The 18136-nt window shown below is 35.4% G+C and carries 15 protein-coding genes; 6 read left to right on the top strand and 9 right to left on the bottom strand.

The genetic code is table 11. The features are described 5' to 3' along the window. Positions 1–17 precede the first annotated feature (17 nt). The 5 genes from ACM39_RS17830 to ACM39_RS17810 all read right to left on the bottom strand — a co-directional run bounded on the left by ACM39_RS17830 (position 18) and on the right by ACM39_RS17810 (position 6852). Positions 18–1244, bottom strand: coding sequence for a DUF4876 domain-containing protein (locus tag ACM39_RS17830; protein WP_048512404.1), 1227 nt, complete (start codon positions 1242–1244; stop codon positions 18–20). Between the two features lie 20 nt (positions 1245–1264). Beyond that, positions 1265–4021: a TonB-dependent receptor plug domain-containing protein gene (locus tag ACM39_RS17825; RefSeq protein ID WP_053073348.1), complete on the bottom strand. Its 2757-nt coding sequence runs from the start codon at positions 4019–4021 to the stop codon at positions 1265–1267. A gap of 116 nt (positions 4022–4137) precedes the next feature. Then, positions 4138–5151: a UDP-N-acetylmuramate dehydrogenase gene (gene murB / locus ACM39_RS17820; RefSeq protein ID WP_048512403.1), complete on the bottom strand. Its 1014-nt coding sequence runs from the start codon at positions 5149–5151 to the stop codon at positions 4138–4140. A 5-nt stretch (positions 5152–5156) separates the two neighbouring features. Next, entirely contained in the window at positions 5157–5633 is a 477-nt protein-coding gene (locus ACM39_RS17815) for a hypothetical protein (RefSeq protein WP_048512402.1), read from the bottom strand. 13 nt (positions 5634–5646) lie between these two features. Further along, the gene (locus tag ACM39_RS17810) at positions 5647–6852 is read right to left on the bottom strand and encodes a pyridoxal phosphate-dependent aminotransferase (protein WP_048512401.1); all 1206 of its coding nucleotides are present in this window, start codon (positions 6850–6852) and stop codon (positions 5647–5649) included. 271 nt (positions 6853–7123) lie between these two features. On the opposite strand from ACM39_RS17810, the gene ACM39_RS17805 reads away from it, so the two are divergent. The 4 genes from ACM39_RS17805 to ACM39_RS17790 all read left to right on the top strand — a co-directional run bounded on the left by ACM39_RS17805 (position 7124) and on the right by ACM39_RS17790 (position 10666). Beyond that, a complete protein-coding gene (locus ACM39_RS17805) occupies positions 7124–8920 on the top strand; it encodes a T9SS type A sorting domain-containing protein (RefSeq protein WP_048512400.1) in 1797 nt (598 codons plus the stop codon). A 132-nt stretch (positions 8921–9052) separates the two neighbouring features. Further along, positions 9053–9508: a DUF1801 domain-containing protein gene (locus ACM39_RS17800; protein WP_048512399.1), complete on the top strand. Its 456-nt coding sequence runs from the start codon at positions 9053–9055 to the stop codon at positions 9506–9508. After that, a complete protein-coding gene (locus tag ACM39_RS17795; RefSeq protein ID WP_048512451.1) occupies positions 9486–10136 on the top strand; it encodes a YiiX/YebB-like N1pC/P60 family cysteine hydrolase in 651 nt (216 codons plus the stop codon). Before ACM39_RS17800 ends, ACM39_RS17795 begins: the two co-directional genes overlap by 23 nt. Before the next feature lie 218 nt (positions 10137–10354). Then, on the top strand, positions 10355–10666 hold the full coding sequence (locus ACM39_RS17790) for an NIL domain-containing protein (protein WP_048512398.1): 312 nt from the start codon (positions 10355–10357) through the stop codon (positions 10664–10666). A gap of 119 nt (positions 10667–10785) precedes the next feature. On the opposite strand, the gene murA is transcribed toward ACM39_RS17790, so the two are convergent. Together murA and ACM39_RS17780 are read right to left on the bottom strand one after the other, a co-directional pair. Beyond that, complete coding sequence (gene murA, locus ACM39_RS17785) at positions 10786–12093, bottom strand: UDP-N-acetylglucosamine 1-carboxyvinyltransferase (protein ID WP_048512397.1); 1308 nt, start codon at positions 12091–12093, stop codon at positions 10786–10788. After that, entirely contained in the window at positions 12093–12770 is a 678-nt protein-coding gene (locus tag ACM39_RS17780; RefSeq protein WP_048512396.1) for a DUF4290 domain-containing protein, read from the bottom strand. The genes murA and ACM39_RS17780 overlap by 1 nt, the downstream gene beginning before the upstream one ends. Before the next feature lie 188 nt (positions 12771–12958). Here ACM39_RS17780 and ACM39_RS17775 point away from each other — a divergent pair, with 188 nt between their 5' ends. After that, positions 12959–14392, top strand: coding sequence for an alpha-amylase (locus ACM39_RS17775; RefSeq protein WP_048512395.1), 1434 nt, complete (start codon positions 12959–12961; stop codon positions 14390–14392). A gap of 117 nt (positions 14393–14509) precedes the next feature. Here the strand turns inward: ACM39_RS17775 and ACM39_RS17770 are convergent, their stop codons facing one another. Both ACM39_RS17770 and ACM39_RS17765 read right to left on the bottom strand, forming a co-directional pair. Continuing rightward, positions 14510–14923, bottom strand: a complete 414-nt coding sequence (locus ACM39_RS17770; RefSeq protein ID WP_048512394.1) for a thiol-disulfide oxidoreductase DCC family protein — start codon at positions 14921–14923, stop codon at positions 14510–14512. Positions 14924–14934: 11 nt separating this feature from the next. After that, on the bottom strand, positions 14935–15396 hold the full coding sequence (locus ACM39_RS17765; protein WP_048512393.1) for a heme-binding domain-containing protein: 462 nt from the start codon (positions 15394–15396) through the stop codon (positions 14935–14937). A 340-nt stretch (positions 15397–15736) separates the two neighbouring features. Between ACM39_RS17765 and katG the strand changes: the two genes are divergently transcribed. Next, positions 15737–18016: a catalase/peroxidase HPI gene (gene katG, locus ACM39_RS17760; RefSeq protein ID WP_048512392.1), complete on the top strand. Its 2280-nt coding sequence runs from the start codon at positions 15737–15739 to the stop codon at positions 18014–18016. The last annotated feature ends 120 nt before the right edge of the window (positions 18017–18136 follow it).

Raw genomic sequence — 18136 nt, 5'->3', positions numbered from 1 at the left:
GAATGACAAACAGTATCTTAGTGTACAATACCGTCTTTTAAACTTGGCTGTGAATCCTTTACAAAGTCAGTTGAAGAATTGTTTGTATCAGAATAAGCTGTTTTACCATTCGCTAATTTTCCGATTACCTTACGTCTTACAGATTTTCCGTAACGTGTAGCATCGTTATCAACCGTTCCTGCAGAAGTCCACCCTGCATCAATACCTGCAGAAGTTACTGTTTGGATAAATTTTGTAGGAATACTGTTATTTTCACCATCCACAATCCATGAATTTGGAATGGCATAAGCACTTTTTGAAGTTACACCTCCCGCACTGTTTTGGTATGTATAATCATATTTGTGGTTTTGTAAGAATGTAGTTTCATCTTCTCCGGCCGGAAAACGGGCAATTACATAGCTTTCAAAACCTCTGTTGTGTAAGAAGAACATGTTGTAAGTCATCTGAGTATAAATAACTTTTACATTCGGTACAGCAGGGTTGTCTACTTGTCCTAACGCCGGGTTTGTTGAAGGGAATTCGAAATCAGCATTATGTAAATCATAAGCTGTACTTGTATTTTCTTTATGGTTAATAGCATTATCAGCAATTACGATAAAATCTCCCGGCTGTACAGGGTATTGAGTTCCTGTACCGGGTAAAACCATTACCCCTTTTACGGCAAAATATTGATTCACATCATACGGAGTAGGGTTTTTGTCGTCTGTCGTAAGGAATTCTGACTGTCCAAGAATCAGGCCGTCTGCATATAATACCTTATCGGTGTTGTTGGTAAGCTTGAAATAACGTCCTGAATTATAGTTTTTATTATCTGCAGTTTTTATTCCTGTGAAGAATACTTCTTCAATGATAAAATCATCGTGAAATGACTTGAAGAACAATGGTACATTTACATTTGTAGCCAGGGTTGTAATATCTGCGTTGGCAGAACCTCCTGCTCCTGCAACCTCCATTTGGTTAGTTACCACATGACCGTTGACAATAATTTTATATGAACCGTACGGAACTTCTATAGATGTTGAGTTTGTGTTTTGGATTTCTCTGGTAATAATGGCACCTGTATTGATTTCCCTGATTTCAATATTTAAAGTTTGGTATGAAGAAATATTCTCTCCGGAAAAAGATAAAGTTAAAACTCCGTTTTGAGCTGTCTGCACTCCGAAATCATCACTGGAGCATGATGTCACCGTAAAGGTTGTTGCCATCATTGCTGCCAAACTTAATAGTAAAATTCTTTTTTTCATGTTGTTTTCCTTAATATATATTAAAAATTGTAGTTTAATTCCATTCCGAAATAAGGTGTGTTTGTTCCTTTTCTGTATACAACCACATTATTGAAAGTATAGGGTGCGCTGTAATTGAAAAGCCTGTTGACAAACATGGATGTTTTTAAAGCTTTGTAAATACTTTTTGTAACCTTGATATTTCCGGTCATTGTAAACGTATAGAGCCATGGAAGATTATCCGTAACAGATACGTTTCTTACAAGCCATTGCTTATAAAGATCTGTTCTGTCTGCATCTGTGAACGGATGTACAACTCCGTCAATTCCGTAATAAGAAATTGGTTCTGCGATTCTTTGATCATTTTTTCTATGATCAAACAAACTTCCCTGTACCGATGCAGAAACAATTAAATCCAGACTTGGAATATAGGTATCGATAAGAAGATTGTAATTCATATTAGAATAAACATATCCATAATCATTCTGATATATTCCGTAGTATGGGAAAGGACCTGTTGCTACAGATACGGTCGGCATTTGAATTACCGGGATTGTATTTCTGTATTGCGTTTTGAAATAAGCTCCGGTAAGAGTAAATCTTGTATTGATAGCTTTAATTCTTGGTGAACTATATCCAAATTCGATACCTTGTTTTAAGGTTGCACTTCCATTTTCAGTGGTTTCGTAATTTGCAAAATTATTTTTTATGACATACGGAACATTCGTAAGATCCGGTCCGTTTGGTGTCCATTGATTAATGTCAACCTGCGAAGCATCATATTGCTTATAAGTATGAACAACAGAATTTGCCATAGTTCTGAAACCATTCGTCATATCTTCTTTGAAATAAGTGATGAAAAAATCATTGTTTCTATAACTTACATCTAAACGAATTTCTTTTTTAACACTTTTAGCAGCCTCAATATTTTTATTCTCTCGCGATTGTACGTATGTCATGAAATTTACATAACGATATTGTGCATCATTGTGATAGTAATTTAGCTGAGTATAATCCCAATAATCTTTATTGGGATACAGCATCAATAAGGTCGGTTGTTTGTAAAACAAACCGTAGCCCAATGTGACATCCGTTTTCAAAGGATAATTATTAATCATTAGATGTGGCAGACTGTATTGGAAATTCAATCTTGGTTCTGTGAAAACTTTTTTGCTGATAGCGTAAGAATTGTCAATTCCTAAATTTTGAGAAAGCCTTAAACCTGCATATAAAGTAAATTTATGCTGATTGATGGCATAGCTCATCTGATCGCCTGCAAAAGCAGCCAATAAATTCGAGGCAGGAATATCGTTAAAAGCTCTTGGTCTTGTCATGGTATTGCTTGCAGCAGGAGGTCTTGTCATATCATAAACCAACCCTGCACCATTATTTTTAGAATATCTCCAGTCAAGTCCGGCTTCGTAAGCGTGAATAATTCCGGCTGTCTTTTTCGTCCCGTTCAATTGGAAAAGTGCAGTAATGTCTAAAGGCTTTCCTTGTGTTGAAAAATCGGTTACATAACGAAGCTGTGGAAAAAATCCTACATTTTCTCCTTGTTCATAAGCCAAAGAGAAAGAACGCGGGCCTGACAACTGAATTAATTTTGTCTGTTCGATCTTTTCGAATCCTGCACGGACTGATGTATTTAAAGTAACCTGATTAAAGAAAGAGTTTTTATCTAAATGATAAATAAAGTTGTTGGCAAAACTTATTTTTTTGTTATTAGACTCATATCTGTCTGTATCAGGATTTCCATTATCAGGATCGTTTTTTTTCTTGTCGATATTGGTAGAAAAGTCAATATTTGATTTCCATTCTAAGGTTTTTGACCAAAGTGTTGAAATTTTCTTTGAACGAAGTGAAGCAGTGACACGCTGATAATTTTCAAAATCATCGGTCGGTGTAGCTTTTGAATCCAGGAAATCTATGCTGGCACTTAATTGCCATTTGTCATTTATTTTAAAACCTTTTCCTACATAGTATTGTTTGCTGAAACCATCAGCTTTAAATCTTGCCTGTAAAGGAGTTTGCCCGATTTTACGCTCAATTTTGATCAAACCTGAAGTCAAATCTCCATAAGAAGCAGAAGGAATTCCTCGGATAATTTCTACTTTTTCAATATCGTTTGTAGAAATTGTTCGCATATCAACTCCTGAATAAGCTGTTTCTCTATTTTTAACAGCACCTAAAAATTGGTCTCTATCTACAGAAATTTGCATATCAGCATTTGAGTTAATGATATTGTCATCAATCATAAACTGAACTCCCAATGATGAGGTTTTATATTTATTTTCTGTAAAATCGTTTGGATTTTCACGAAGAAAAGCTCTGTTAGTAGAATTTAAAACAGGTGCTTTTGCTAATCCACCGGGAATTAGTTCCATTAAATCTGAAAAACTAGACGGCTGTAAATGTTGCATTGCCTGTCTGTCGATTACAGATTTGGTTGTTAGACCTTTGCTTTCTTTAGAGAATATTATGACTTCTTCAAGCTTATCAATGGGTTGAAGCTGAAATGTGATGTTTTTTTGAGATGAAGAAAGATTGATTTCTTTTTCCTGATAATTCGGGTGAGCGATTCTTATATGATGTTTACCGGTTCCCGGAGGTAAAGAAATGGTAACATTACCATTATTATCAGTAGTTAAAGTAGAATTATCTACAATGATGGCTGCACCTTTCAGTGCCTTGTTGTTTTCGTCCTGAATAGTAATGTTCAATTGCGATTGGTCTTCCTGAGCGTAAGCAAGCTGTGTTCCGCCCAGTAATAGAATAGCAATTGATAAATATTTGATCATTCTTCTTTGTTCTAAATAAAGCACGGTAAAAATATAACTTTATTTAGAATAAATCAAAATAATTGATAAAAGTCAGGAAATAATTTGTGAAAATTTTACATAATAATTCTTAAAAATTATATAATATTCACTTCTCTTTCCAGCTCTATACCGTATTTTTCTTTTACAGAATTGATAATCTCGGTGGAGAAATCGAAAATTTCTTTTCCGGTTGCATTTCCGGTTGCATTGATGATTACTAAAGCCTGAAATTTGTGTGATGCCACATTTCCGATTTGTTTACCTTTCCAGCCGGATTGCTCAATAAGCCAGCCAGCGGGAACTTTCACAAAATCCCCATTGGGATAGCCCTGAATGTTTTCAAATTTCTGTTTTAAATCCTCATATTGTTGTAGAGGAATGGTAGGGTTTTTAAAGAAACTTCCTGCATTTCCGATTTCTTTTGGATCAGGAAGCTTGCTTTGTCTGATATTGATTACAGCTTTAGAAATATCCTGAATGGTGGGGTTTTCAATACCTGAATTTGCCAGTTCAGATTTGATAGCTCCATATTCTGTTTTAATGTGATGATTTTCTTTTGTAAGCTTAAAAGTGACTTCTAAAATCACATATCTCCCTTTTCCTTCCTTTTTAAAAATAGAATCTCTGTATCCAAACTTGCATTTCTCTAAATCAAAAATTTCAATTTCTAAAGTTTCAAGATTTAAAACGTTGCAGTCTACAAAAATGTCTTTTATTTCCGTTCCGTAAGCTCCTATATTCTGCATCGGCGAGGTTCCAACATTTCCGGGAATTAAAGACAGGTTTTCCAGCCCACCATAATTTTTCTCCAAACAATATAAAACAAACTGATGCCAGTTTTCACCCGCTTTTGCAGTTACTAAAACTTCATTTTCACCAACAATTTTCTCAGAAATACCTTTCAAGCTTAACTTAATGGCAAGTCCGTCAAAATCTTTTGCCAATAAGATATTGCTTCCGCCACCTAGAAAAAGTAGTGGAAGTGATTGAGCTTTTGAGAAGTTGAGAGCCTCTTTTAATTCGTCAATATTGTTTACTTCTACGAAATATTTAGCTTTAGCTTCTACACCAAAAGTGTTGTAAGGTTTTAGTGAAAAATTTTCTTGCATTGGTTTTATCTGTATTCTTTTGGGAGAATTTTCTCTAGTTGAGATTTAAATTTTTCAAATTGCTTGTAATGAATCGTGTCATTATAAGAATTTACAAAAACATGGGATTGTTTGGGCGTTTTAATCTGGAAAGTTTCATCTATTCCGTCTTCGGCCTGTTTGCTTTCCGAACTTTTGATTTTATCTAAAGTTTTAACGTCAATTGAAGAACTCAGCTGGTTCCAGGTTTCATGAGTAATCGCAGAACTCCATTTTTTATGAGTGTTGCGGGACAGAATTCCCTGCTCGATACTGATAGAGTCTTTCGAGACTTTTATATTTCTGTAGCTTCCAAGCTGCCCGCCTACATTTGATAACTTGATAAGTGTAATTTCATTAGAGTTTACAATTGGTTTTTCCTGTTTTTTGTCACAAGAAAAAAATGCCGGCAATAAAACTGTCAGAAAAAGTATTTTCAAACCTGTATTTTTTATTGCTGGCATTTTATATTTTAAATTAAAGATTGAATTGTAATTTATATTGCTTTAAAGCGTTTTTCAGGATCTCAACGCTTCTTTTTAAATCTTCTTCTTTAAGAACATAAGCAATTCTTACCTGTTTTTTACCCAATTCCGGATCGCTGTAGAAACCTCCTGCGGGTGCAACCATGATGGTTTCATTTTTATCGGTATACTCTTCCAAGAGCCATTGTGCAAATTTCTCAGTATCATCTACGGGAAGTTCAGCTACACAATAAAAAGCTCCTTTAGGTTTTGGACAAATCACTCCAGGGATTCCATTTAGTAAATCTACCAAAATATTTCTTCTGTGAGTATATTCTTCTCTTACAGCTCTGATGTATGGTCCGTCATTCTGGTGAGCTGCTGTTGCTGCAATCTGTCCTAAAAGTACAGGACTTAATCTTGCCTGTGCAAAAAGCATTGCGGCATCGTGAATCTTTTTAGAGCGTGTAATCATACATCCGATTCTTACCCCACACATTGAATAACGCTTTGATTCTGAATCAATAATGATACAGTTTTCCGCCAATTCAGGAAAAGCCAACATTGAAATCTGCTGTTTTCCGTCATACACATATTCTCTGTAAACCTCGTCTGAAATAACAACGATATCATATTTTAAAGCAATTTCCGCTAATTTCTGAAGTTCTTCGCGAGTATAAAGGTATCCTGTAGGATTTCCCGGATTACAAATAATAATTGCTCTTGTTTTAGCTGTGATTTTTTTCTCAAAATCTTCAATAGGAGGAAGTGCAAACCCGGTCTCAATTGTTGATGGGACCGCCACGACATTTACATTAAAGGTACTTGTAAATCCGTTGTAATTTGCATAATAGGGTTCTGGAATAATAACCTCGTCACCATCGTCACATAAGGTAGAAATGGCAAAATTTAAGGCCTCTGAACCACCATTTGTTACAATGAAATTATCAGGCGTAAGATCTGTGAAATCTAATGAATGGTAATAATCTGTAAGCGCTTTTCTGTAATCTATGTTTCCTTCAGAAAGTGCATATTCTAATACTTTTAAATCAATGTTTTTTAAAGCATTTAGTGCCGTTTCCGGAGTTTCAATATCTGGTTGCCCGATATTCAGGTGATATACTTTTGTCCCTTTTTGTTTTGCTTTGATAGCGAAAGGAACCAGTTTTCTTACCGGCGAAGGCGGCATGTGTTGTGCTCTGTTTGAAATATTCGGCATTGTTCAAAAATTTGTATGGCAAAAATAGGATTTAATTTCTCAATAATAAAATGTAAAAACTTTAGTTTTGATTTATTGATATGATTGTTTTATGAGGGTTTGTTGGTTTATATTTTATTAATTTATGTTTATTTATACTTAAATTGTTATTTGGTTTTGTCTATTTGCTTAATTTATAATTTAAATTTAAATAAATATTAGTATTAAATAATTAAAATAAATTGATTTGTATTACTTTTTTTATAAATTTACAGCAACAATAATAAGTAATATGAAAATAAATCAATTTTTTGGAGTTGTTAATTTTACAGCTCTTTTTACAGCTGCTCTTTTTTCAGCGCAAAATTATCAACAATTAGCAATTCAGTCTGGCTATAATGCCGATGTTATAGCGAATGGTATTGGCTCATCAGCGTTAAGTACAAATATTGATGTAGATGGGGTTTCCTTTGCTTTCGTGGCTAAAGATTTTCAGTTGACGCCTTCAAGTACACCTCTTACTTACGGTGTCCCCGCAGATGGAATCATCAATACAGTGGTGACGAGTACCCCGGGATTGAGCTTTAAATTAGCCAATCTTAGTTCGGATAACTCTTTAAGATTGGCGGCAAACGGGCAGTCCGGAACTCTTGTTTTGGTAACGCCTACGCCTGTAACTAAATTATACATGCTTTCTACAAGTGGAAGTGGAACTTCTAATGTAGATATTACTGTAAATTTTACTGATGGAACTACTCAAACATTTTCAAATCAAGGGCTTTCAGATTGGTACGGAGGTTCAAATTACGCTATTCAGGGAATTGGTAGAATCAATAGAACAAATGATGTTTTGGAACCCAATACAACGAACCCTAGATTTTATCAGGCTTTATTAAGTATTGATACCGCGAATCAGGCAAAGCCAATTCAAAGTATCACCATAACTAAAGTAGGAACAAGTGTAGGTATTTCAAATATTTTTGCTTTTTCTGCGGATATTTATACTGATTGCTCTGCGCCTACCTTGCAGCCTGTTGGAGCGCTTACTTCCAGCTCAGCCCAGGTTTCATGGACGGTTCCTGCGTATACTCAGTCTTCGGGCTATGAAATTTATTACAGTACCACAAATACAGCTCCTACAGGCAGTACAGCTGCTATACTTACAAATATTACGGGAACTTCTACTACGATTCCTAATTTGTCTCCTTCTACCACCTATTATTATTGGGTAAGAACAAAATGTGCAACCACTACAGGACAAAGTGCATGGTCATTCTCAGGTACGTTTAAAACATTGTGCGCTTCGGTGGTTCCTCCTTATTTAAATGATTTTGCCACTGTTCCGGGGAACTGCTGGGCAAATGCTCTTTCCGGAGGTACACCAGCAACAGGTCCTACAGGAACTACAGCATATTGGGTGTCAGACGGGTTCTTAAATAGTGGCACTTCGGGAGCTATGAAGATTAACCTTTATACAACAAATAGAACAGGATGGCTGAAAACGAATGTTTTTGATCTTTCGGCTGGCGGATATAGAGTGAAATTTGATTATGGTGTTACTGCGTATAATTCTACTGGGCCGGCATCATCTATGGGATCAGATGACAGAGTTCAGTTCTTGGTTTCTAATGACGGAGGCTCAACATGGACAATCCTGCAGACTTGGGATGCAACAACAGCTTTACCTTCGAACTCAGCTAATAGTTTTTCTTATGATCTGACGGGGTATAATGCCGCGAATACTGTTTTTGCTTTATATGCAACTGACGGAACAGTTGATGATGTTCCGGATTATGAGTTCTTTGTTGATAATTTTGTTGTAGAACCTGTTTCGCTAAGCACTTCGGAAGTGATGGCAAACAAGAAAAATATATCTGTCAACCCGAATCCGTTTAAAGATGTATTATATCTTTCTGATGTAAAAGACGCAAAATCTGTTGTCGTAAATGATATTTCAGGAAGAGTTGTAAAAACTATTAGTAATCCTACAAAAGAGCTTGATTTAAGTAATCTTAATGCCGGATTGTATTTAGTAACCGTTCAGTTTAAGGATGGTTCTGCAACTACCCTGAAGGCTATTAAAAAGTAATTTTCGGATTTATATAATTCTACCCAGGCAGTTGTGTGTAATACGCAGCTGCTTTTTTATTTTTGAATTAAATTTTTTAAATCAAAGTATTGATAAATTTTGTTATTTTAAACATTTTAAATTTGATAGAAAATGCAGATTCAAGCGACCTCAATAGAAGATTATATTTCAAAGATTCCTGAAGACAGACAGACTGTTTTTAAAAAGCTTTTTGATCTTATTAATGACCATTTGCCGAAAGGTTTTCAGGAAACCAACAGCTACGGAATGGTTGGATGGGCGTTTCCGTTAGAGGCTTATCCTGCCGGGTATCATTGTACGCCGGGGTCACCGCTTCCTTTTATGGCATTGGCTTCTCAGAAAAACTTTATTGCATTTTATCATATGGGAATGTATGCTAAGCCTGATTTGCTAGATTGGTTTGTATCCCAATTTCCAAAGTATTCTAAAAGAAAACTGGATATGGGAAAGTCCTGTATCCGTTTCAGAAAACTGGATGATATCCCTTTTGAATTAATCGCCGAGTTGAGCAAAAAAATGACTGTTGAAAATTGGATTGAATGTTATGAGTCGAATTTTAAAAAATAATTTTAAGGTATTTATATTAATTGGTATTTATTTTTTTCTTTCCGGATGTAAATCTAATATTGGTTCAGATTTAAGAAATGGAGATCTGCTTTTTGTCACTGCAAAAGAAACCGGATTGTCAGGAGCGATTAATAATGTTACTCAAAAACAAGGAAATGCTTCATTTGATCATATCGGAATTTTAGAAAAAGACGGAAGGGCGTTTTTTGTTCTTCATGCGGCTCCGAAAGGTGGTTCTCAAAGGCAAACCTTAAACGATTTTTTGAAAGATCAAGCCGAAGATGGGCAAAATGTTGTAGTTTATCGTTTAAGACCTGAATATCAGAAAACAATTCCTTCTGCTATTGAAGAAGCAAAGTTGATGTTGGGTAAGCCTTATAATTTCAATTATATTTTAGATGAAAATTCTTATTACTGCTCAGATTTTATCGAAAGGGCTTTTAGAAAAGATCATATTTTTAAATTGGAGCCTATGACATTTAAAGATCCTAAAACAGGAAAAACGAATGCTTTCTGGGAAGAATTTTATCAAAAAAGAAACCTCAAAGTTCCGGAAGGGGAGCTGGGTTGTAATCCAAACGGATTGGCTGGTTCTGATAAACTGGAAAGAACAAAAGAATTAAAATAAAAAGATATATCTATATTGGCAGAAGCGGACTAAGGTCTGCTTTTTTATTGGGATTGAGTACAATTTTATTAAAATCTGCAGGAAAGTAAAAATTTAAATGTTAAAATAAAAAAATATTAGTCTACTAATTTGGTAGACTAATATTTTTTTATATTTTTGCTAAAGATTTGAGGCTCAATAAAGCTTGAATCAATAATGTTAACCAAAAAATGTTTAGTATGACTACACCTAATCCAAATCTGCAGGTTTTACAAAACAAATTAAACCTGCCAAAGAAAGAATTAATATTGGAAATAGAATTGAATGGGAAGATGAAGTTCGAACATTTGATGAATACTATTTATAACAGATTCGGGATATGTCATAGAGTGTTGTCAGCTAACGTGGAATATGTGAATGGAAATAGTTTTGGTTCGGTACAATTATATATTAATGTAAATTCAGATGATTTTCAGCAGCTTGAATATTATCTGATTAATAATAAACTTTTGAGTACAACTGTGGAGTACGTCTGCAGAAAATATTCTTGAGATAGATTCATATAGTTTTAATTTCCAAAAAAGCGTTCAGTGAAAACTGAACGCTTTTGTTCTATAGTAAGATTTAAAAACTAATTTTTAGTATTTAGCTCCTAACTTTCAATTTTTTATTAAATTCTTTCAATATCTGCTCCGATTGCTTTCAGTCTTCCGTCAATATTTTCATAACCTCTGTCGATTTGCTCAATATTGTGGATGATTGATTTTCCTTCTGCGGAAAGTGCTGCAATAAGAAGTGCATTTCCTGCTCTGATATCCGGAGAGGTCATTGTGGTTCCTCTCAATGGAGTTTCCTGATTCAATCCGATTACCGTTGCTCTGTGCGGATCGCATAAAATGATCTGAGCGCCCATGTCGATTAATTTATCAACGAAGAATAATCTTGATTCAAACATTTTCTGGTGAATTAATAAACTTCCCTTCGCCTGGGTTGCCACCACTAAAATAATTGATAATAAATCAGGTGTGAATCCTGGCCAGGGTGCATCTGAAATGGTAAGAATAGATCCGTCAATGAATTTCTGAATTTTATAATTTTCCTGAGCCGGAATGAAAATATCATCGTTGCTTTGTTCAAGCTGAATTCCTAATTTTCGAAATGTATTGGGAATTACTCCCAGTTGGCTCCAGTTTACATTTTTGATGGTGATTTCAGATTTTGTCATCGCCGCCAGACCAATCCAAGAGCCGATTTCTACCATGTCCGGAAGCATCGTGTGCTCAGTTCCGTGAAGGTAATCTACACCCTCTATGGTTAAAAGATTCGATCCTATCCCCGAAATGTTTGCTCCCATTCTGTTCAGCATCTTACAAAGTTGCTGTAGATATGGTTCGCAAGCAGCATTATAAATTCTGGTTTTTCCTTTAGCTAAGGCAGCAGCCATTACAATGTTTGCAGTTCCTGTTACAGAAGCTTCTTCAAGTAAAATAAATTTACCATTAAGTTCTTTAGCTTTTAATGAATAAAAAAACTCTTCTTCATCATAATGAAATTCTGCACCAAGTTCTACAAGTCCCTGAAAATGAGTGTCTAATCTTCTTCTTCCGATTTTGTCACCTCCCGGAGTAGGCATATAAGCTTCGCCATATCTTGCTAACATAGGACCCATCAGCATGATGGAACCTCTGAGTTTTGCTCCGTCTTTTTTGAATTCGTTAGACTTTATATAATCAAAATTAACTTTATCAGATTTAAACGTATAATCTCCCTGCCCGTTTTTTGTAACCTTCACACCGAAGTCGCCTAAAATTTCAATCAGCCTGTTTACATCGTGAATATCCGGAATATTTTTAATTTTTACCTCATCATCTGTTAATAAAACAGCACAAAGAATCTGTAGAGCTTCATTCTTTGCTCCTTGTGGAGTGATTTCACCATGCAATCTTTTTCCTCCTCTTATTTGAAATGTTCCGCTCATTATTTTCTGTTCTTATAATTATTATTGGTGTGCCTTCTTTTATTATTGTTATTATTATTGCTGTTAGACTGGTTTTTATTATTATTACCCCTGTTGTTATTGTTATTATTCCGGCTGTTATTGCTGGTGTAATAGATTTTACTCTTTTCAAGAGTATCTATTCCGGTAAGATCCAGTCTGTTTTCGGAAAGCTCTTTCAGATGGCGGAAAATTACATCATCTGTTACATGTTCTTTATTATATACGTTATAAGATTTCTTCATATTGTTAGCAATCACTTCGATTAAGGCTTCTTTTTCGTCACCTGTTTCTAGCTCTATTGCTTTTTCGATTAACTGAAGAATACTTTTTCCGTAAAATTTAAATTCACCCTGAAGTTTAGGATATTCCATAGTCTTTGGTTTCTCAGCCAGCTGTTCTCTGGTAGGAAACGGGTATGGAGAATCTACATCTAAATCATAATTAGCTAAAATGAATAAATGATCCCAAAGTTTATGTTTGTAATTTTCTTCATCACGAAGCTGGGGGTTTCTTTGACCCATAAAATCGATGATTGCCATTGCCATTTCGTTTCTTTCATTTCTGTCAGAAGTCTCTTTGCAACGTTCAACCAACTGTTGTATAATTCTACCGTATTCCGGTATATGAAGCTGGGGTTTTTGGGTATTGTATTCCATAGTCTGCAAATATATGGATTAATGGAAAAATTGTACCGAAAATCTTAAAAGTTTATGATTTTTTAATGAAAATTTAAATAATGATTTTTAAATGTTATTATTGAATAGCAATTTTTTTTCCTGGCAAATGTGATTTATATCAATAAAATTGTAATTTGGTTGATAGTTTAATAATTAAAACTTTCTATATGAAAAAAACACATTTCTTACTTTCTCTTCTGGCTTTAGGCTTTGTCAGCTCTTGTCAGAATAATGATGAGATGATTAATGAAACCCTCGAGAAAAATGAAGTTCACGATAAAATTGTGAATGTTACAAAACATGACGGGCGTCCTTTCAGTACAGGAGACGGAGCTGCAGCAGGAAAATTTGTATCAGGTCCGGGAGGCGGAGTTTTGATGCAGGGTTTTTATTGGGATGTTCCCGATGGCGGAAACTGGTGGAATACCGTAAAAACTAAAGTCACTGACTGGTCAAATGCCGGAATCGGAGCAATCTGGCTACCTCCTGCTTCAAAGGCTCAAAACGGAGCATACTCAATGGGATATGATCCGACAGATTATTACGATTTTGGAAATTACAACCAAAATGGGAGCATAGAAACACGTTTTGGTTCAAGAACAGAACTTGAAGCCCTGATTACGCAGGCTCATACGGAAAATATGCAGGTTTATGCTGATATTGTAATTAATCATAATAGTGGCGGGCAATCTGAAGCAAATCCTTACACAGGAACAAATACATGGACGAACTTCTCAGGGGTGGCCTCAGGAAAATTTCCAAGAAATTACAATGATTTTTATAAAAATGCTTACGGAAATAATGATGAGGGTGCTTTTGGAGGTTTTCCCGATTTGTGCCATGCGAATCCTTACGTTCAGGATTGGCTTTGGGGAAGAGATGATTCTGTTGCAAAATATTATAAAAATGTAATGAAATTTGACGGTTGGAGATTTGACTATGTGAAAGGTTTCGGACCTTGGGTAGTGAATGCCTGGAATTCCAGCGTTGGCGGATTTTCTGTCGGAGAATTATGGGATTCGAATGTAAATACTTTGGAATGGTGGGCAAACAATGCAAACAGCTCTGTGTTTGATTTTGCGGCATATTATAAAATGGATGAAGCTTTTGACAATGGAAATTTAAACGCTTTAAATGATGACATGATGTGGAAAAGAAATCCTTATAAAGCAGTAACTTTTGTGGCAAATCATGATACGGATATTATTTATAATAAAATGTTGGCGTATGCATATATTTTAACACATGAAGGATATCCTACAATTTTTTACCGTGATTATGAAGAATGGCTGAATAAAGAAAGGCTAAACAATCTGATTTGGATTCATAATAACAAAGCTACGGGAAACACCTCAATATTATATACAGATAATGACGAATACATTGCAAGGAGAAACGGCTACAACGGAAATCCCGGATTAGTTGTTTATATCAATAGTTCTTCAAGCTGGCAGGAAAGATGGATTCAGACAAACTGGGCAAATCAGCAAATTAAAGACTTTACAGGAAGTTCAAGTTGGTACCCAACAACACAGAGTGATAAATGGGTTAAAATCCAATGTGCTCCAAATTCTTATTCGGTTTGGTCATTGAATCAATAAAAATGTAATAGAGATATAAAAAAGACTGTTTCAATTTTGAAGCAGTCTTTGTATTTAAATATCAAGAAGAAGGTAGATATCATGCTGAGCAAAGCCGAAATATCTATTGATTTACACTTAAACCTCAATAAACTTCGCCCTCTGATGAGGTGTCGGCAAATAACATTTCTGATTTGCCAGTTTCATTCTGTTTCTGGAAATCAGGTCATAAAATTGGTCACTTAGAGCGGCGGGCAGAATTTTACCAATACCCGAAAGCTTATAAATTCCACCTAATAAATTGGCAATTTGTAAAACCGCACGTGATTTTATCAGATAATATCTGTTGGGACTCCAAAGATACATGGTATTGAATTCTGTTGTTTTCAAACCTCTTTCCGATAAAAATTTTTGGCCAAAATCAGATTGCAAGGAAGCAAACATAAATTTATCATGTTTATCCCTTTCTAAAATCCATTGTACCCAAAAATTGCAGACTCCACAATCTCCGTCGAAAAATACAATATATTTATTTTGCCAGTTTTCCTGCATGATTTTTAGATTTAAAATACCATTGCTCTTTCTGTATCCTCTTTTACTTTTTTAAAATATTGAATTAAAATTTTTCTCTGTTCATCAGTTAATTTTGCGTCCTGATGTCCCAAGTAATATGATTCTAAAGGCATTTCCTTTTTTTCAATCATTTCAATACATTCTTCCAGTTTATGAGCTTGTCTTTTAGGCTCATACACGGCAAAGGTAGAAAAATTTAAATGTTTTCTTCCTTCATCAATATGATTTTTCAGGAACCATGATGAAGGCGCTATACTTGAATACCAAGGATATTTCGTCTCGTTTGAATGGCAGTCATAGCAAGATGTGTTGATGATTTTTGCAATATCGGGTGGTGTTTTTTTTATTCTCAAAAAATCCATACCCGGAGTCGGAGTCGGATTTGTTTTATCAATCGGAAAAAACTGTATGATGATAAAGGCTACCAGGAGCACAATTAATACTTTTTTCATATCCTGAAATTCAAGTTTTCTAAACAGATAAAGTTAATTAAATTTTTGGTAAATAAAAACTTTAAAAATTAAGGAAGTATTACCATTGAATTGAATTATTCTAAATATGCATTCCAGATCTTCTTATTTGTTTAAAATAATATAAAATTTTATTAATTTAATTGCATAATAATGCATTTTGCTGTTGTGCTGTCAGGAAATTAGTATATATAAATGTGTTATAGTTTTTAACTATTGTAAAAATATTTTTGATAGATTGTATTTATATTTTAACTGTTGTAAGTTTGCCTTGTTCTTAACAATGAATTTAACTGTAATCAACATAAAAAATTAAACGATAATGGAAAATGATTTAAATGACATAAGTAAATGTCCGTTCCACAACGGAACTATGAAAAAACAAAGCGTTGCCGGCGGTGGTACAAAAAACTTAGACTGGTGGCCCGATCAGCTAAGAGTTGATATTCTTCGTCAGCATTCTTCACTTTCAAATCCTATGGATAAAGATTTTGATTATGCAGAAGCTTTTAAAAGCTTGGATTTGGAAGCTGTAAAAAAAGATCTTCATGCCTTAATGACAGATTCTCAAGACTGGTGGCCGGCAGATTTTGGGCATTATGGTCCTCTCTTTATTCGTATGGCCTGGCACAGTGCGGGGACCTATCGTATAGGTGATGGCAGAGGGGGAGCCGGGGCAGGACAGCAGCGTTTTGCACCTTTAAATAGCTGGCCGGATAATGTAAGCCTTGATAAAGCCAGAAGATTATTGTGGCCAATCAAACAAAAATATGGTAATAAAATCTCTTGGGCGGATTTACTTATTCTTACAGGAAATATTGCCCTGGAATCTATGGGATTCAAAACATTTGGCTTTGCGGGAGGCCGTGAAGATGTCTGGGAACCAGATATGGATGTATATTGGGGTTCGGAAAAAACGTGGCTAGGAGGAGATTTACGTTATGCTCATGGCTCAGAAGGAGTCGTTGAAGGACGTGGTGTACTTCCTACGGATGATGATGCAGACGGAGATATCCATTCAAGAGATCTTGAAAAACCTTTGGCAGCAGTGCAAATGGGGCTTATTTATGTAAATCCCGAAGGTCCGGACGGAAATCCGGATCCTATTGCAGCAGCAAAAGATATCAGAGATACATTTGGAAGAATGGCGATGAATGATGAAGAAACGGTAGCTTTGATTGCCGGAGGTCATACTTTTGGTAAAACTCACGGTGCTGGTCCTGCAGATCATGTTGGAAAAGAGCCGGAAGCAGCGGGAATTGAAGCTCAGGGGTTCGGCTGGAACAGTTCTTATAAATCGGGTAAAGGAGCTGACGCCATTTCAAGCGGATTGGAAGTGACGTGGACGGAAACACCAACACAATGGAGCAATTATTTCTTTAAAAACCTTTTCGAAAACGAATGGGAACTAACGAAAAGCCCCGCAGGAGCTCATCAATGGATTGCTAAAAACGGAGCAGAAATCATTCCTGATGCATTTGATTCTAATAAAAAGCACAGACCGACAATGCTTACAACAGATTTGTCGCTAAGGTTTGATCCTATATATGAAAAAATTTCAAGAAGATTTTTTGAAAATCCGGAAGCTTTTGCTGATGCATTTGCCAGAGCCTGGTATAAGCTGACACATAGGGATATGGGACCAAAGGCTCGTTATTTAGGTCCTGATGTTCCTCAGGAAGAGCTGATTTGGCAAGATCCTATTCCTGAAGTAGATCATGAATTAATTACAAATTCTGATATTGAATCTCTTAAATCACAAATTTTAAATTCAGGATTAAGTGTTTCTGAATTGGTTTCAACAGCCTGGGCTTCGGCTTCTACATTTAGAGGAAGCGACAAGCGCGGTGGGGCAAATGGCTCGAGGATTAGATTGGCACCTCAAAGATATTGGGCGGTAAATAATCCTGCACAGCTTCAAAAAGTGCTGGGAATTTTAGAAAATATCCAAAAAGAATTCAATGAAACTCAAACCGGAGGTAAAAAAGTTTCATTGGCAGATTTAATCATTCTTGCGGGAGGTGCAGGAGTGGAAAAAGCGGCTAAAGATGCAGGTCATCATATTATTGTTCCTTTTGCTCCGGGAAGGATGGATGCTTCTCAAGAGCAGACAGATGTGGAATCAATGAGCTATCTTGAGCCTGCTGCTGACGGTTTTAGAAATTATTTAAAGAAAAAATTCTCTGTTTCTACTGAGTCTTTATTGATTGATAAGGCGCAATTATTAAATCTTACAGCTCCGGAATTAACCGTTTTGATTGGAGGAATGAGAGCTTTAAACACAAACTTTGATGGTTCAGAACACGGAATTTTTACACAAAGACCTGGGGTTCTTACCAATGATTTCTTTGTAAATCTTTTGGATATGAGTACTCAATGGAAAGCTGCTTCAGGAGATGATGAATTGTATGAAGGCACTGACCGTAAAACAGGTGAGAAAAAATGGACGGCAACACGTGCAGATCTTGTTTTTGGTTCAAATTCTGAATTGAGGGCGATTGCTGAGGTGTATGCAAGTTCTGATGCTCAGAAGAAATTTGTAAATGATTTCGTTTCCGCTTGGGTGAAAGTAATGAACGCAGACAGATTTGATCTAAAATAATCAATAAACTTACATAACATTGCAGAGACAGCTTGTAAAGCTGTCTTTTTTTAGTAATTTTTTATTTAAGTTTATAAAAATTGATGAAATTTTGAGATAAACTATATATTTGCTGAAAAA

Source organism: Chryseobacterium sp. FH2, assembly GCF_001045455.1.
GTDB lineage: Bacteria > Bacteroidota > Bacteroidia > Flavobacteriales > Weeksellaceae > Chryseobacterium.
This window is presented reverse-complemented; position numbering and strand designations above follow the sequence as displayed.

Bases quoted from the DNA above. Each gene is read 5' to 3' on its own strand.
- ACM39_RS17800 (WP_048512399.1), top strand. From the start codon at position 9,053: ATGCAGATTCAAGCGACCTCAATAGAAGATTATATTTCAAAGATTCCT.
- ACM39_RS17825 (WP_053073348.1), bottom strand. From the start codon at position 4,021: ATGATCAAATATTTATCAATTGCTATTCTATTACTGGGCGGAACACAG.
- ACM39_RS17790 (WP_048512398.1), top strand. From the start codon at position 10,355: ATGACTACACCTAATCCAAATCTGCAGGTTTTACAAAACAAATTAAAC.
- ACM39_RS17780 (WP_048512396.1), bottom strand. From the start codon at position 12,770: ATGGAATACAATACCCAAAAACCCCAGCTTCATATACCGGAATACGGT.
- katG (WP_048512392.1), top strand. From the start codon at position 15,737: ATGGAAAATGATTTAAATGACATAAGTAAATGTCCGTTCCACAACGGA.
- ACM39_RS17765 (WP_048512393.1), bottom strand. From the start codon at position 15,396: ATGAAAAAAGTATTAATTGTGCTCCTGGTAGCCTTTATCATCATACAG.
- ACM39_RS17815 (WP_048512402.1), bottom strand. From the start codon at position 5,633: ATGCCAGCAATAAAAAATACAGGTTTGAAAATACTTTTTCTGACAGTT.
- ACM39_RS17795 (WP_048512451.1), top strand. From the start codon at position 9,486: ATGAGTCGAATTTTAAAAAATAATTTTAAGGTATTTATATTAATTGGT.
- ACM39_RS17805 (WP_048512400.1), top strand. From the start codon at position 7,124: ATGAAAATAAATCAATTTTTTGGAGTTGTTAATTTTACAGCTCTTTTT.
- murB (WP_048512403.1), bottom strand. From the start codon at position 5,151: ATGCAAGAAAATTTTTCACTAAAACCTTACAACACTTTTGGTGTAGAA.
- ACM39_RS17770 (WP_048512394.1), bottom strand. From the start codon at position 14,923: ATGCAGGAAAACTGGCAAAATAAATATATTGTATTTTTCGACGGAGAT.
- ACM39_RS17830 (WP_048512404.1), bottom strand. From the start codon at position 1,244: ATGAAAAAAAGAATTTTACTATTAAGTTTGGCAGCAATGATGGCAACA.
- ACM39_RS17775 (WP_048512395.1), top strand. From the start codon at position 12,959: ATGAAAAAAACACATTTCTTACTTTCTCTTCTGGCTTTAGGCTTTGTC.
- ACM39_RS17810 (WP_048512401.1), bottom strand. From the start codon at position 6,852: ATGCCGAATATTTCAAACAGAGCACAACACATGCCGCCTTCGCCGGTA.
- murA (WP_048512397.1), bottom strand. From the start codon at position 12,093: ATGAGCGGAACATTTCAAATAAGAGGAGGAAAAAGATTGCATGGTGAA.